Genomic DNA, 14,377 nt, shown 5'->3' on the forward strand with positions numbered 1-14,377 from the left:
GTTAGCACTGACGCCGGCTGGAAATTCAGCTCGCGCGAGGAGAGACACGGGGACATCATGTACAAGGTCATTGGCAGTCCGCGCAGCCGCTCGGCTCGGATTTACTGGATGCTGGAAGAGCTGGGCCAACCCTACGAGATCGTGCCGGCCAAGCCGCACAGCCCTGAAGTCGTGGCCCTCAACCCGGGCGGCAAGATCCCGATCCTGATTGACGGCGACTCGGTGCTGACCGACAGCGTCGCCATCGTCCAGTATCTGGCCGACAAGCACGGCGCTTGCACCTTTGCTGCCGGGACCGTGAACCGCGCAATCCAGGACAGCTTCACCCAGTTCTGCGTCGACGAGGTGGAGGGCGCGCTGTGGACGGCTGCCAAGCAAGGCATTCTCTATGACAATTGTGCGCCGCAGATTGTCGAGGTCTGCCACAAGGAATTTTCCAAGGCGATGGAGACCCTGGCGCAGCGGCTGGGCGACAAGCCCTATGTGATGGGTGACACGTTCACGGTCCCGGATCTCATTCTTGGCCATTGCGGTGGCTGGGCGGCCATGTCCAAGTTCCCGATGCCGAAGGACGGCCTGCTCTACGACTACTTCAAGCGGCTGCGCGAACGTCCGGCCTATCTGGCCATGGGCAAGCGTGTGGCCGAGGCTTTGAAATGACCGCGACCCTGCGCGCCGGTCTGGTGCGTCCGGCTGGCACCTGGCCGAACTGGTCGCTGGACACGATCACCCTCGACGGTGAGGACAGGCATCGCCGCCGGGCGGTGCTGACGACGGACGGCGGCACGGAGTTCCTGCTGGATCTGCCCGATGCGACCTGGCTGCGCCATGGCGACGGGCTGCAGCTGGACGACGGACGCATTATCAAGGTGCAGGCCGCGCCGGAAGACGTAGTGGACATCACGGCGGCCTCGCCGACAGCGCTCGTCCGCATCGCCTGGCATCTCGGCAACCGGCATCTGCCAACCCAGCTGCTGGACAATGGCCTGCGCATCCGCCGCGATCACGTCATCGAGGCCCTGGTCGAGCTGCTCGGCGGGACGATGGAGGCCAAGTCGGCACCCTTCGATCCCGAGGGCGGCGCCTATGGTCATGGACGGACACAACCGCACGACCATGGTCATGGACATGACCATTCCCATCATGATCACGGGCACGGGCACACCCATGACCATCACCACGGACATGGGCATGGGCATGGGCATCGTGGACACACTCACGGCGACGGACATTCCCATTGAGAGGGCAAGCCACCCCTGATTCATGTGAAACATCTGAGCCGGCTGCGGATCTGCAGGTGGCACCGGACGGGCTGGACTGCACCGGCCTGTACCGGCTGATGGCTTTGTTGTCGCCGGCCTTTCCCATCGGTGCCTTCACTTACAGCCATGGTCTGGAACAGGTCATCGAGGACGGAGATATCCGGACTGCGGCTGATCTGGAGGCCTATTTGGTGGCCCTGTTCCGCCATGGCAGCGGCCGGACCGACGCGATCCTGCTGCGCGTTGCGCATGCCGCCGCCATGGCCGGTGATGATGACGCAGTGCTGGTGGCACGCGATCATGGCCTCGCGCTTGCCCCGTCGCGCGAGCGGCTTTTGGAAACATCGGCGCAGGGGACGGCCTTTCTCGACACCTGCCGCAAGGCCTGGACGCCGCCGGCGGGCCGTGATGGTGCAGCCGTCTTCTCGCGCCTGGTGCCGCAGGAAAGTGCCGTTGATCCCTGGCCTTATCCTGTGGCGGTCGGACTGACGGCAGCCGCCTGGTCGATCCCGGTGCACCTGACGCTGACGGCCGCGTTGCAAGCCTTTGCGGCGTCACTCATCTCGGCGGCCATCCGCGCAGTTCCGCTTGGCCAGACGGACGGACAACGCGTGCTGCACCGTATGGAGCCTGTGATTGCTGAGCTCGTCCGGTCGACTGATGCGACCACGCTCTCCGATATCGGCAGTTCGGCGTTTGGGGCTGACATTGCCTCCATGCGTCACGAAACCCAGTACACGAGGTTGTTCAGAACATGACGTCCCCCAATGGCCCGCTTCGCGTCGGCATCGGTGGCCCGGTGGGTGCCGGCAAGACCACGCTGACCGACCGTCTCTGCAAGGCGCTGCGTGACCGCTACTCGCTCGCCGTCATCACCAACGACATCTACACGAGCGAAGACGCCGAGGCGTTGATGCGGTCGCAGGCGCTGCCGAGCGAGCGCATCCGCGGCGTCGAAACCGGCGGCTGCCCGCACACGGCGATCCGCGAGGACGCCTCGATCAATCTCGCCGCCGTACATGACCTGACCCGCGCGTTTCCCGACCTTGACCTGATCCTGATCGAATCGGGCGGTGACAATCTGGCCGCCACCTTCTCGCCGGAACTGGCAGACCTGACGATCTATGTGATCGACGTGGCGGCCGGCGAGGAAATCCCGCGCAAGGGTGGCCCCGGCATCACCCGCTCCGACCTGCTGGTGATCAACAAGACCGACCTAGCGCCCTACGTCGAGGTGGACCTGTCAGTCATGGACCGGGACGCGAAGCGCATGCGCAAGGAACGGCCCTATCTCTTCGCCAACACCAAGGCGGGCAAGGGCGTCGGCGAGATCGCGGACTTCATCGTGCGCAAGGGCGGACTGGGGAGCTGATCCACGGTCTCAGTGCTGCGACCAGAAATACGGGCTGAACACCAGAAGGCCGCCGATCAGTTCCAGCCGGCCGAGGATCATCTGGAATGCCAGCAGCCATGTGACGGTGTCCGGCAAGGAGGCAAACGTACCTGCCGGCCCGATGGTCGGTCCAATTCCGGGGCCGACATTGGCCTGCGCCGTGATCGAAGCGCTGAGCGCTGTTTCGAGATCAAGGCCGAGCATCATGTAGATGAAGGCGAAGCCGGCGAAAGTCGCGGTGTAGAGCACCGAGAACACCAGCACACCTTCCAGAACGCCGGGAGCAACGGGCGTTCCGGCATATCTTGGCTCGATGACCCGGTTCGGGTGCGCTGCGCGCTTCAACATTGCGCGAATCCCGCTGAGCAGGATCTGAATCCGGAAGATCTTGAACCCGCCGGACGTCGAGCCAGAACAGCCGCCGATGAAGGTGGTGAAGAAAAACACCGCGATGGCAAAATTACCCCAGAGTAGATAATCGCCTGCGGCAAATCCCGTTGTCGTGATCACAGAGACAATGTTGAAAGTTGCCCTGGTCAAGAGAGTAAAGGGGTCCCCATCGACTTTTCCGTTGATCGACAGGAACACCAGAAAACTGATAGCTGCGGTCAGACCAATGAAAAACCGCACCTGCCCGCGGTGCGGATTGTCGCGCATTTCCGCCACCCGGATCAGATACAGGAATGGCATGCCGGACAGCATCATGAAGGTAATGCCGATCCACAACATGTGGTTCGCCGGATATTTTGCCATCGAGTTGTCGGAGGTCGCAAAGCCGCCGGTGGACACTGTTCCCATCATGTAGTTGATGGCGTCGAACGCGGACATGCCGGCGAGGAAATAGGCGAGCGCGCAGAACAGGCTGAGCGTCATGTAGAGCATCAGCAGACGCGCAACGAAGGGTTCCACGCGGCCATAGGGCTTGTTCATCTTTTCAGACGATTCGATGGCAAACAGCTGCGAACCACCGATGCGCAGGCCCGGCAGCAGCCAGATGCCGATGACGACGATGCCGATCCCGCCGATCCACTGCAGCAGCGAGCGCCAGAGCAGGATGCCGGGGGGCTGCGTGTCGAGACCCGTGATGACGGTCGATCCGGTGGTCGTCAGACCAGAAGCCGTTTCAAAGAAGGCTTCAGCATACGTCAGACCGAGGCCGCTGGCGTAAAACGGGATTGCTCCGGCAAAGCTGAAGACCAGCCAGGCCGCATTGACGAACAGAAACGTCTCGCGCGGCCGGAACTGAAACTGTTGGCCTTCGAGAGCTGCGGAAATCAGCGCGCCAATGGCGCCCAGAACCAGCGCTGTCGCTGCGAATACTGACCAGTCGCTGTTGCCGGCAATCAGATCGGCGCCGGCTGGCAGCAGCATGAAAAGGGCAATGATGATCAGCAACCGGCCAATGGGCAGAATGACGGCACGAAAGTTCATCGGGTCTCTTTCGCCGGCGCGCCAGATTTCTCAACCTTGCGCTCCAGTCTGAAGCTGCGCGAGGGCATGGCGCAACGCACCCACTGCCCTGCGCGCATGTTCCCCGTTCCGTCGCCGATTGCAAGCCTCCGGCTGACGACAAAGGCTCGCGAGCCGGTCTGGCGCGGCTACTCGACGCGCGATCAGCCGTTGAACACGACGGCGATCTTGTTGCCAGTCGCATCGCGCATATAGGCCGCGTACCAGGTTGGACTGTAGTCAGGGCGGGGACCAGCAGGTCCTTCATCCTTTGCGCCGAGCGACATGGCAGCAGCATAAAAGGCATCAACCTCGGCCGGCGATGCAGCGGGGAAGGCGACCATCGTTCCGTTTCCGGCTGTCGCTTCTTCGCCATTGTACGGCGCGCAGACCCAGACCGTGGCGCCCTTGCCGAGACCGCCCGGCGAGTAGCCGCGCCAGCCCGGGAAACTGGCATGTGATGACCAGCCGATCGTGGCCAGCACCTTGTCATAGAAGGCATGTGCGGCCTCGGGCTCACGTGCCCCCAATGTCACGTACAATTCCATGGTCATGCTCCTTGCTTGAATCCGCTGTCAGGCTAGCTCGGCAATAAGAACAAATAAAGAACAAATTGCCTGAACCGACGAGCTGGCCGCACTCTGCGCCATCGGCATACCGCTGCAAACCGGCCTGTTCCTTGACTCCGGTGGCCATCTTGATGTATGTCCCGCCCACTTCACGAAAGTGACGACAGATCCGACCAGCCGACCGGGACCCGCAAAGGTATAAAGAGAGCCCGGAGGTCAACACCCGACAGCGCGTTGCGCCCTCGGGTGCAAAACTGCTTTGCGCGCGGGCTTTCGCGCTGCATTGCGGCTGGACCAGGACCCGGCGCCACCCCAGATGAAGGGGCACCGGCCATGCGGCCGGCTGTCAGGACCCAACCCGGAAGGACCCGCGCATGTTTGAAAGTCTGTCCGAACGCCTCAGTGGCATTCTCGACAAGCTCACCGGCCGTGGCGCGCTGTCCGAGGCCGATGTCAACGAGGCGATGCGCGAAGTGCGCCGCGCGCTGATCGAAGCCGACGTTGCTCTTCCGGTCGTCCGCTCCTTCACTGACAAGGTTCGCAACCGCGCCGTCGGCGCCGAGGTGGTGAAGTCGATCACCCCGGGCCAGATGGTGATCAAGATCGTCCACGATCAGCTCGTGGAAATGCTCGGTGCCGATGCCGAGCCGATCGACCTGAATGCGCCCGCGCCTGTCGCCATCATGATGGTCGGTCTGCAGGGCTCGGGCAAGACGACGACGACGGCCAAGATCGCCCGCCGCCTGGCCACGCGCGACAAGCGCAAGGTTCTGATGGCCTCGCTCGACACGCGCCGTCCGGCTGCGCAGGAGCAGCTGAAGGTTCTCGGCGAACAGAACGGCGTCGACACGCTGCCGATCGTTGCGGGTCAGGGCCCGGTCGAGATTGCCAAGCGCGCCATCCAGGCTGCGCGCCTCGGTGGCTATGACGTGGTCATGCTCGACACCGCCGGCCGCATCCACATCGACGAAGCGTTGATGCTGGAAATGGCCGAAGTGAAGGCCGCGACCAATCCGCATGAAATCCTGCTGGTCGCCGATTCGCTGACCGGTCAGGACGCCGTCAATCTGGCCAAGAGCTTCGACGAGCGCGTCGGCATCACCGGCATTGCACTGACCCGTATGGACGGCGACGGCCGCGGCGGCGCTGCCCTGTCGATGCGGGCCGTCACCGGCAAACCGGTCAAGCTGATCGGTACCGGTGAAAAGTCCGACGCGCTGGAGGATTTCCATCCGCGCCGGATCGCCGACCGCATTCTCGGCATGGGCGACATCGTCAGCCTGGTCGAAAAGGCCGCCGAAGCCATCGACGCGGAAAAGGCGGCCAAGATGGCCGCCAAGCTGCAGAAGGGCAACTTCGACCTGGAAGACCTGGCCGAACAGCTCAAGCAGATGGAAAAGCTGGGCGGCATGTCCGGCATGATGAGCATGCTGCCCGGCATCGGCAAGATGAAAAAGCAGCTGGATGCGGCCAATCTCGACGAGCGCATGTTCAAGCGCCAGGTCGCCATCATCCAGTCGATGACGCCGACCGAACGGCGCAAGCCGGACCTCTTGAAGGCAAGCCGCAAGAAGCGCATCGCATCCGGCTCGGGCGTCGACGTGTCCGAGGTCAACAAGCTCCTCAAGATGCATCGCCAGATGGCCGACGTCATGAAGATGATGGGCAAGAACAAGGGCATGCTCGGCAAGATGATGGGCATGCTTGGCGGCGGCATGGGCGGAATGGGCGGCGGCATGCCGAACATCGATCCCAAGCAGCTGGAGCAGCTGGCCAAGAGCGGACAGCTGCCCGGCGCGGCCGATCTTGCCAAGGGCCTGCCCGGCGGCCTTCCGACCGGCCTTCCGGGCGGTTTCCCGGGCCTTGGCGGTCCGAAGCTTCCCGGTCTTGGCGGCCTCGGCGGCCTGCCCGGCTTTGGAAAGGGCAAGAAGTGATGACCGACGTCCGCAAGACCGAGGCCGACACCCAGCTTGGTGACAGCGCCGCCATGGTGGAACTGCGCGCCCTGCGTGCGTCCATCGACAACATCGACGCTGCCCTCGTGCACATGCTGGCCGAGCGCTTCAAGTGCACCCAGAAGGTGGGCCACCTCAAGGCGACCCACGACCTGCCGCCGGCTGATCCGGCGCGCGAACAGATTCAGATCGAGCGCCTGCGCCGCCTTGCCGTCGACGCAAACCTTGATCCTGACTTTGCCGAGAAGTTCCTGGCGTTCATCGTCAAGGAAGTGATCCGGCACCATGAAGCCATTGCCGCAAAGACCGGCAACTGAACAACTGGAGAAACTGAAATGGCTACCAAGATCCGTCTCGCCCGTGGCGGCGCCAAGAAGCGTCCGTTCTACCGCATCGTCGTGACCGACGTCCGCGCTCCGCGCGACGGCCGCTTCATCGAGAAGGTCGGTTCCTACGACCCGATGCAGCCGCAGGAATCGGCAACCCGCGTCGTTCTCGACGTCGAGCGCGTCAAGTACTGGCTCGCCAACGGCGCAACCCCGACCGACCGCGTGCACCGTTTCCTGAACGACGCCGGCCTGCTGACCCGCGAAGCCCGCAACAACCCGAAGAAGGCCGAGATGGGCAAGAAGGCTGCTGAAAAGGCTGCCGCTGCCAAGAAGAAGGCCGAAGAAGCCGCCGCTGCGGCCGCTGACGCGGAATAATCCTGTGATGCCGGCAGCCTTCACGACAGACATCCGGACCTTGGCGACAGGAGCACAGGCATGAGCAGCGCTCCCTCGGACAAGATCCTGATGGCCGTTGTGGGGGCTGCCCACGGCATTCGCGGTGAGGTGCGGGTCAAGCCCTATGGCGATGACCCGTTGTCCTTTACCGATTATGGCGCGCTGGAAACTGCAGACGGGTCCCGCCGGTTCACGGTGGTCAATGCCCGAGTGCAGAAGACTGTTGTCGTAACGAAATTCAAGGGGATCAACGACCGCAATGCTGCCGAAGCGTTGAACGGGCTTGAACTGTACATCCCCCGCGACCGGCTGCCTGAGCCGGAAGAAGACGAGTTCTACCACACCGACCTGATTGGCCTGACAGCGGAAGACGAGAGCGGGACATCTCTCGGCCGCATTGTCACGGTGCAGAACTTCGGTGCTGGCGATCTGATCGAGATCCGGCCGCCCAGCGGAAAGTCCTATTACATTCCGTTCACGCGCGAGTTCGTGCCAACGGTGAGCCTTGCCGAAGGCAAGGTCATTTGCATCCTGCCGCCGGATTACCTGTCAGAGAGCCCGCGCGACGACGGCAACGACGACGCGACCGCCGGCTGAACCCGGACCCGGTTGAGCACCGGCTCGACACGCGACATCAGTTTTTCGTAGTTTTCGGCTTCCGCCTGGGCGCGGCGCTGCTCGGAGCGCCAGAGCGCAATCCCGAACACGACCAGCGCGACGCCAATCCCGTTTGCCGCAGCATCCAGCATCGACGCCTCGCGCCCAGGGATGAACGCCTGCAGGATCTCTCCGCCAATGCCGAAACCGAAGGCAACAAGGGCCGAAATACGCAGACGGCAGCAGAAGAAGGCGTGAATGGACAGGGTCAGCAGGCCGTAGAAGGCGACATGCAGCACCTTGTCGAACGGATGCGCCAGTCCGTGATTGAACACCACACCCACCGCCAGTCCGAAAACGATCAGCACACCGAGCGGCAGCACGCGGCTGAGCGAAATGTCGATGTAATGGGCATCGACATGGCGGCGGACAAAGGCAGGCAGGTGAAAGCGGATGGACGGCACGGGAAGACTTCTCCTTGGATCTGCCGTCAGCATCGCGGTTCGAAGTTAAGCCGGAGTTAGATCGAGAGATTGGAGAGATGAGAAATTCATGTTTGATCTCATATAGTTAAATGATCACTAGCTAAATCTGTCGAATTTTACCGATCTCGGCACAGCTTTCCTTTTTCCATCGTGTCGCCTATGGATCGACCAGATGGCCGGAGCCAGTTTGATGACATTCGCCGCGACAATCCTGACCCTCTATCCCGACATGTTTCCAGGGCCGCTCGGCCAAAGCCTGTCCGGCCGCGCCCTGAGCGAGGCAAAATGGTCATTGGAGGCGCGGCAGATCCGGGATCATGCCACCGACCGGCACCGGTCCGTCGACGATACGCCCGCTGGCGGCGGCGCAGGTATGGTGCTGCGGGCTGACATTCTCGCAGCTGCGATTGATGCCGCCACGTTGCCCGACGACCCACGCCCCCGCCTGCTGATGAGCCCGCGCGGCAAACCGCTGACCCAGGCACGTGTGCGGGACCTGGCGGCCGGACCCGGCGCGATCATCGTCTGCGGCCGATTTGAAGGCGTGGACCAGCGCGTCATCGAGGCGCGCGCGCTGGAGGAAGTCTCGATCGGCGACTACATCCTGTCGGGCGGCGAGATCGCAGCGATTACGCTGCTGGATGCCGTGGTCCGTTTGCTGCCGGGTGTGATGGGCAATCAGGAAAGTGGCGAGACGGAGAGTTTCGAGACCGGTCTGCTTGAGCATCCGCATTACACCCGCCCTGCCGAGTTCGAGGGCATGGGAATCCCCGAGATCCTCACCTCTGGCAATCACAAGAAGATCGCCGAATGGCGCCAGCAGGAGGCAATCGCCCTGACCGCACGGCGGCGGCCTGATCTATGGGCTGCCTATGAGGCAGCCCACCCACCCAAGCCCGTCAAACGGAAGCGGGTGAAGGCACCTCGTCCAGCGGGCAACGAACAGGGCGAAACCTGAGGCGAACGGCCAGAATCCACATGACAATGCGGTGAAGATGCTGTATGTCCCCGCTCGCGTTCAGTGGAATTGGCCCGAAGGCGTGCTCCTGCATGCCCAGGCGAACTCCGAGAACCGCCAGCTCCCGATGCCGTCGCCTCAACAGGCTGACGAAACCTGAAGCTGGCAGGCCCTAATCCAAGGCCATGGCCAAGACGGTGTATCCGTCCTGAAGTCTCCCCGAAAGGGCGAGACAGCAGGACGCTCTGACCGCAAAATTGAAAAGGAAAAACTGCCATGAACATCATCGAACAGATCAACGCCGAAGAGCAGGCCAAGGTCGAAGCCGTTCGCAAGCTGCCGGAATTCTCGCCGGGCGACACCGTCAAGGTCAACGTGAAGGTTGTCGAAGGCACCCGCACCCGTACCCAGGCCTACGAAGGCGTCTGCATTGCCCGTTCGGGCGGCGGCATCAACGAGAGCTTCACCGTTCGCAAGATCTCCTACGGCGAAGGCGTTGAGCGCGTGTTCCCGACCTGCTCGCCGCTGATCGAAAGCGTCGAAGTCGTCCGTCGCGGTAAGGTTCGTCGCGCCAAGCTGTACTACCTGCGCGACCGTCGCGGCAAGTCGGCCCGTATCGTCGAGGCAACCAATGCCCGCGCCAAGCGTCTCAACGAAGACGCCCGCGCCGAAGTCGTGGCTGCCAAGGCTGCTGCTGCTGCTGCCAAGGCTGCTGCTGCGGAAGGCGCCGCCGAGTAATCGGACGCACAAACCGGATTTCGAAAGGCGGTCCTTCGGGCCGCCTTTCTTTTTTCGGCGGCCTGTTTCCCGCTCACTTGAAGAAACCTCAAGTTTGCGCGCTGTCGAACGCGCTTGACCCCTGCCCTGCCTTCGAGGCATTGAATCAGGCAATACCGGAGCCGGCAAACCGCCGCCCGGAAGCGCAAACGAGGACGGCGGCCATCACAGTGGCAAAGGCGCGACCCGGCCAGGTTTCAGGAGACTTCCCATGACGAAAGCGCGGACCCTTTACGACAAGATCTGGGACGACCACGTCGTCGAAACCCAGGAAGACGGCACGAGCCTGCTCTACATCGACCGCCATCTCGTCCACGAAGTCACCAGCCCGCAGGCCTTCGAAGGCCTGCGCATGACCGGCCGCAAGGTCCGTCAGCCGGAAAAGACCCTGGCCGTTGTCGACCACAACGTACCGACCACCGACCGCAGCCACGGCATCGACGATCCGGAATCCGCGCTGCAGGTCCAGACCCTCGCTGACAACGCCGCCGAGTTTGGCGTCGAGTATTACAGCGAGCTGGATCACCGCCAGGGCGTGGTGCACATCGTCGGTCCGGAACAGGGCTTCACCTTGCCCGGCATGACCATCGTCTGCGGCGACAGCCACACCTCGACCCACGGCGCGTTTGGCGCGCTGGCGCATGGCATTGGCACGTCCGAAGTGGAGCACGTTCTGGCGACCCAGACGCTGATCCAGAAGAAAGCCAAGAACATGCTCATCCAGGTGGATGGCAAGATCCCGGCCGGCGTCACTGCCAAGGACATCATCCTCGCCGTCATCGGCGAGATCGGCACCGCCGGCGGCACTGGCTACGTCATGGAATATGCCGGCGAAGCCATCCGCTCCCTGTCGATGGAAGGCCGCATGACGGTCTGCAACATGTCCATCGAAGGCGGCGCACGCGCCGGCCTGATCGCACCGGACGAGACCACCTTCGCCTATATCCAGGGCCGTCCGAAGGCTCCGAAGGGTGCTGCGCTCGAGCAGGCGATCTCCTACTGGAAGACGCTGCACACCGATGAAGGCGCGCATTTCGACAAGGTGGTGAAGCTCGACGCAGCAAACCTGCCGCCCATCGTCACCTGGGGCTCCTCGCCGGAGGACGTGGTGTCCGTGACCGGCGTCGTGCCGAACCCGGACGAGATCGCCGACGAAAACACCCGCAAGTCCAAGTGGCGCGCGCTGGAATACATGGGCCTGACGCCGGGCACGAAGATCACCGACATTCCGATCGATGTGGTCTTCATCGGCTCCTGCACCAACGGCCGCATCGAGGACCTTCGCGCTGCAGCCGCGGCCATCGGCAATGGCAAGGTGAAGGACGGCGTCAAGGCCATGGTCGTGCCGGGTTCCGGCCTTGTGAAGGAACAGGCAGAAGCCGAAGGTCTGGACAAGATCTTCAAGGCGGCCGGGTTTGAATGGCGCGAGCCGGGTTGCTCCATGTGCCTGGCCATGAATGCCGACAAGCTCCAGCCAGGCGAACGCTGTGCGTCGACTTCGAACCGCAACTTCGAAGGCCGCCAGGGCTTCAAAGGCCGCACGCACCTCGTCTCGCCGGCCATGGCCGCAGCCGCGGCAATCGCTGGCCGCTTCGTCGATATCCGCGAGTGGCAGACCGCCTGATCGGCTCAGCCAATGCTGTGAAATGATTCGCAAGCCCCCGGCCGGTCCGGGGGCTTTCTTTTTTGCGGCGAAGCAGTCGTGAGCTGCCGTGCACCGCCACATTTCACGGCTGCGCGACCTGGACAACAGGGGAAAAACACGAGGTCGAGTTTCGTTTTACACTGTGCCGGCAACGCTGATTGCTGATTGAATTCAGGGACATGTCATCTCATTTTCCGCTACGGGACAACGGCGCAGCTACCTGCCACCTCATGTATTTTACGGGCTTCACAAGACTGTCACCTCGGCACTACTATATGAACAGCATGTTAAGGTAGTACCCGGCGTCGGGTTGCCGGTGCCGGTCCTGGTTGTGATGACAAGGATTGAAAAGGCAAGGAGCCGCAGGTGACGATTGCCGTACCCTCGGGCGCCCATCCGGCCTTGGTGCTGAATGCGGACTACAGGCCCTTAAGCTACTATCCGCTGTCCCTCTGGTCGTGGCAGGACGCGGTAAAGGCGGTCTTTTTGGACCGCGTCAACATCGTATCGGTCTATGATACGGCGGTGCGAAGTCCGAGCTTCGAGTTCCAGCTTCCGAGCGTGGTTTCGCTCAAGACCTTCGTAAAACCGTCCCGATACCCCGCCTTCACCCGCTTCAACGTGTTCCTGCGTGACAGGTTCCAGTGCCAGTATTGCGGCTCGAAGGACGATCTGACCTTCGATCACCTGATCCCCCGCTCCCGCGGCGGCCAGACCACCTGGCAGAACGTCATCACGGCCTGTTCGCCGTGCAACCTGCACAAGGCCAACAAGAGCTGCGAGCAGCTGGACATGTGGCCGATGCACATGCCCTTCCAGCCGACGATCCAGGATCTGCACAACAACGGCCGGGCTTTCCCGCCGAACTATCTGCACGACAGCTGGCTCGACTTTCTCTACTGGGACACCGAGCTCGAACCTTAACAGTCATTAACGGAATTCGGCAGCATCACTTAAGGCTGCATCAACCAACGCCGAAGATGCCGTAGCGATTTGTGTCGAATTTTAGTGATTGGAAAGAGGATTTGCCGATTAATCCCTCCAGTAATGAAACTGGAGTGATGCCATGCGTTCCCCGTTCCTGACGCGACTGGTTCGAAAGCTGCGCGGTTTTGCAGGTGAAACGCGCGCGTCCATTCTTCCCCTGTTTGGCGTCCTCATCCTTTTGATGATCGTCATCGCCGGCGCTGGCATCGACTACGGACGGGCCGTGATGGCGCGTTCGTCAATCGCCCACGCCCTGGACTCGGCCGTTCTGACTGTTGCTCGTGAATTGTCGGTCAAGCTGATGACCGACGCCGAAATCGCCACCGCGATCAACAAGACCTTTGCTGCAAACCTCGAATCTGGCGGTCTGACCGGGATCAGCGTCGCGCCGATCACCTATTCGATTGACCCGACCGAAGGGCTCGTCACGGCGCAGACGACCGCGAATGTTCCGACAAACTTCATCTTCATGGGTGGCATCGGCCCGGACACAATCCCTGTCAGTGTCCAGGCACAATCGACCTATTCGCTGTTTGACATCGAACTCGCGATGGTGCTTGACGTCACTGGTTCGATGAGAAACCAAATGGTCGCACTGAGAACCGCGGCAACTGCAATCACGGACATCTTGATTCCACCGGGCACGAAACCAGACGAGTCAAAGGTTCGAATGTCAATGGTTCCCTATAGCCAAGGTGTCAACCTTGGAAGCTATGCGACGACCGTTACCAGCGGAGCGACCTCAGGCGGAAACTGCGTCACTGAACGATATGGTCCGCAGAAATTCACCGATGCGACTTATAATTATGCTGGTGCATCGTCAAATTTCTTCGGTGGTGGTTCGACGGCTTGCCCTCCGTCGACGTCGAGTATTGTTCCGCTGACTGCCGATTCTTCCAAGCTCAAGACCGCGATCAACGCGCTGAAAGATGGCGGTGGCACCGGCGGCCAGATGGGGATCGCGTGGGGCTGGTATACGCTTTCGCCAAACTGGAACAATCTGTGGCCGTCTGCCTCCCGCCCGGTTGCTTACAAGACAGACAAGATGAAGAAAATCGCGCTCATCATGACGGATGGCGATTTCAATGATTTCTATGACTTCACCCCGCTTGATGAGGCCACCTGTAAAAAAAGAGCCGGTTTCAGCTATGGAACCTATCAGGGGCAAAGCAATCACGACCAAAGAAGTGGCTACTATTGGCTACCTGACGCAAAAAAATCTGGCTGCGCGAAGGGAACAAAAAACTACTGGCTCGGCCAGTATTTCACAAACGGAAATTACGAAGATCCGCCCTCGGTACGCGCAAGATCCTTCTGCGACGCAATGAAATCTAAGGACATTGCCGTCTATACGGTACTATTCACGTCCGGCGTTGGATCAACGGCAAATGCAGAGAAGCTGATGAAGTATTGCGCATCATCCAGCAGCACATACTTCAAGGCAACAGATTCAGCCGCGCTGATCTCTGCGTTCCAGAAGATCGCCAACCAGATCCAGGCGATCTACCTGTCGAAGTAAGCGCGCGATACCTGCCGCTTGAATGGCCGGACGAGGTCAGCCGCTTCCTGGCGGGG

16 protein-coding genes are annotated in these 14,377 nt (G+C 61.7%); 13 read left to right on the forward strand and 3 right to left on the reverse strand.

Annotation, left to right across the window (positions count from 1 at the left end):
• Positions 1-57: 57 nt before the first annotated feature.
• Genes OVA12_RS11890 through ureG form a run of 4 tightly spaced genes read left to right on the forward strand, consistent with a single transcriptional unit; the run spans position 58 to position 2,634 of the window.
• Positions 58-660 (forward strand): glutathione S-transferase family protein, encoded by a 603-nt coding sequence (locus OVA12_RS11890; RefSeq protein ID WP_268137565.1) that lies wholly within the window; start codon positions 58-60, stop codon positions 658-660.
• Positions 657-1,241 (forward strand): urease accessory protein UreE, encoded by a 585-nt coding sequence (locus tag OVA12_RS11895; RefSeq protein ID WP_268137567.1) that lies wholly within the window; start codon positions 657-659, stop codon positions 1,239-1,241. Before OVA12_RS11890 ends, OVA12_RS11895 begins: the two co-directional genes overlap by 4 nt.
• A gap of 56 nt (positions 1,242-1,297) precedes the next feature.
• Positions 1,298-2,020, forward strand: coding sequence for an urease accessory protein UreF (locus OVA12_RS11900; RefSeq protein WP_268137569.1), 723 nt, complete (start codon positions 1,298-1,300; stop codon positions 2,018-2,020).
• A complete protein-coding gene (ureG, locus tag OVA12_RS11905; protein ID WP_268137570.1) occupies positions 2,017-2,634 on the forward strand; it encodes an urease accessory protein UreG in 618 nt (205 codons plus the stop codon). Before OVA12_RS11900 ends, ureG begins: the two co-directional genes overlap by 4 nt.
• 9 nt (positions 2,635-2,643) lie before the next feature.
• Here the strand turns inward: ureG and OVA12_RS11910 are convergent, their stop codons facing one another.
• Together OVA12_RS11910 and OVA12_RS11915 are read right to left on the reverse strand one after the other, a co-directional pair.
• Positions 2,644-4,086, reverse strand: a complete 1,443-nt coding sequence (locus tag OVA12_RS11910; RefSeq protein ID WP_268137572.1) for a TrkH family potassium uptake protein — start codon at positions 4,084-4,086, stop codon at positions 2,644-2,646.
• 182 nt (positions 4,087-4,268) lie between these two features.
• Entirely contained in the window at positions 4,269-4,652 is a 384-nt protein-coding gene (locus OVA12_RS11915) for a VOC family protein (RefSeq protein ID WP_268137574.1), read from the reverse strand.
• A 395-nt stretch (positions 4,653-5,047) separates the two neighbouring features.
• Between OVA12_RS11915 and ffh the strand changes: the two genes are divergently transcribed.
• Genes ffh through rimM form a run of 4 tightly spaced genes read left to right on the forward strand, consistent with a single transcriptional unit; the run spans position 5,048 to position 7,950 of the window.
• Positions 5,048-6,607, forward strand: coding sequence for a signal recognition particle protein (ffh, locus tag OVA12_RS11920; RefSeq protein ID WP_268137576.1), 1,560 nt, complete (start codon positions 5,048-5,050; stop codon positions 6,605-6,607).
• Positions 6,607-6,945, forward strand: a complete 339-nt coding sequence (locus OVA12_RS11925) for a chorismate mutase (RefSeq protein WP_442793861.1) — start codon at positions 6,607-6,609, stop codon at positions 6,943-6,945. Before ffh ends, OVA12_RS11925 begins: the two co-directional genes overlap by 1 nt.
• An 18-nt stretch (positions 6,946-6,963) precedes the next feature.
• Positions 6,964-7,332: a 30S ribosomal protein S16 gene (rpsP, locus tag OVA12_RS11930; RefSeq protein ID WP_268137578.1), complete on the forward strand. Its 369-nt coding sequence runs from the start codon at positions 6,964-6,966 to the stop codon at positions 7,330-7,332.
• A 60-nt stretch (positions 7,333-7,392) separates the two neighbouring features.
• A complete protein-coding gene (rimM, locus tag OVA12_RS11935) occupies positions 7,393-7,950 on the forward strand; it encodes a ribosome maturation factor RimM (RefSeq protein WP_268137580.1) in 558 nt (185 codons plus the stop codon).
• Here the strand turns inward: rimM and OVA12_RS11940 are convergent.
• Positions 7,896-8,414, reverse strand: a complete 519-nt coding sequence (locus tag OVA12_RS11940) for a VanZ family protein (RefSeq protein ID WP_268137582.1) — start codon at positions 8,412-8,414, stop codon at positions 7,896-7,898. The genes rimM and OVA12_RS11940 overlap by 55 nt on opposite strands.
• 211 nt (positions 8,415-8,625) lie before the next feature.
• Here OVA12_RS11940 and trmD point away from each other — a divergent pair, with 211 nt between their 5' ends.
• The 5 genes from trmD to OVA12_RS11965 all read left to right on the forward strand — a co-directional run bounded on the left by trmD (position 8,626) and on the right by OVA12_RS11965 (position 14,321).
• Positions 8,626-9,393: a tRNA (guanosine(37)-N1)-methyltransferase TrmD gene (gene trmD, locus OVA12_RS11945; RefSeq protein ID WP_268137584.1), complete on the forward strand. Its 768-nt coding sequence runs from the start codon at positions 8,626-8,628 to the stop codon at positions 9,391-9,393.
• Between the two features lie 276 nt (positions 9,394-9,669).
• On the forward strand, positions 9,670-10,131 hold the full coding sequence (gene rplS, locus OVA12_RS11950) for a 50S ribosomal protein L19 (RefSeq protein ID WP_268137586.1): 462 nt from the start codon (positions 9,670-9,672) through the stop codon (positions 10,129-10,131).
• A gap of 250 nt (positions 10,132-10,381) precedes the next feature.
• Positions 10,382-11,794: a 3-isopropylmalate dehydratase large subunit gene (leuC, locus tag OVA12_RS11955; protein ID WP_268137588.1), complete on the forward strand. Its 1,413-nt coding sequence runs from the start codon at positions 10,382-10,384 to the stop codon at positions 11,792-11,794.
• A 387-nt stretch (positions 11,795-12,181) separates the two neighbouring features.
• Complete coding sequence (locus OVA12_RS11960) at positions 12,182-12,739, forward strand: HNH endonuclease (protein WP_268137590.1); 558 nt, start codon at positions 12,182-12,184, stop codon at positions 12,737-12,739.
• Positions 12,740-12,881: 142 nt separating this feature from the next.
• Complete coding sequence (locus OVA12_RS11965; protein WP_268137592.1) at positions 12,882-14,321, forward strand: TadE/TadG family type IV pilus assembly protein; 1,440 nt, start codon at positions 12,882-12,884, stop codon at positions 14,319-14,321.
• The last annotated feature ends 56 nt before the right edge of the window (positions 14,322-14,377 follow it).

The organism is Pannonibacter sp. SL95 (assembly GCF_026672425.1).
In the GTDB taxonomy this organism is placed as follows: Bacteria; Pseudomonadota; Alphaproteobacteria; order Rhizobiales; family Stappiaceae; genus Pannonibacter.

Coding starts and splice junctions, on each gene's coding strand:
- OVA12_RS11890 (WP_268137565.1), top strand. CDS start 58: ATGTACAAGGTCATTGGCAGTCCGCGCAGCCGCTCGGCTCGGATTTAC.
- OVA12_RS11895 (WP_268137567.1), top strand. CDS start 657: ATGACCGCGACCCTGCGCGCCGGTCTGGTGCGTCCGGCTGGCACCTGG.
- ureG (WP_268137570.1), top strand. CDS start 2,017: ATGACGTCCCCCAATGGCCCGCTTCGCGTCGGCATCGGTGGCCCGGTG.
- OVA12_RS11910 (WP_268137572.1), bottom strand. CDS start 4,086: ATGAACTTTCGTGCCGTCATTCTGCCCATTGGCCGGTTGCTGATCATC.
- OVA12_RS11915 (WP_268137574.1), bottom strand. CDS start 4,652: ATGGAATTGTACGTGACATTGGGGGCACGTGAGCCCGAGGCCGCACAT.
- ffh (WP_268137576.1), top strand. CDS start 5,048: ATGTTTGAAAGTCTGTCCGAACGCCTCAGTGGCATTCTCGACAAGCTC.
- OVA12_RS11925 (WP_442793861.1), top strand. CDS start 6,607: ATGACCGACGTCCGCAAGACCGAGGCCGACACCCAGCTTGGTGACAGC.
- rpsP (WP_268137578.1), top strand. CDS start 6,964: ATGGCTACCAAGATCCGTCTCGCCCGTGGCGGCGCCAAGAAGCGTCCG.
- rimM (WP_268137580.1), top strand. CDS start 7,393: ATGAGCAGCGCTCCCTCGGACAAGATCCTGATGGCCGTTGTGGGGGCT.
- trmD (WP_268137584.1), top strand. CDS start 8,626: ATGACATTCGCCGCGACAATCCTGACCCTCTATCCCGACATGTTTCCA.
- rplS (WP_268137586.1), top strand. CDS start 9,670: ATGAACATCATCGAACAGATCAACGCCGAAGAGCAGGCCAAGGTCGAA.
- leuC (WP_268137588.1), top strand. CDS start 10,382: ATGACGAAAGCGCGGACCCTTTACGACAAGATCTGGGACGACCACGTC.
- OVA12_RS11965 (WP_268137592.1), top strand. CDS start 12,882: ATGCGTTCCCCGTTCCTGACGCGACTGGTTCGAAAGCTGCGCGGTTTT.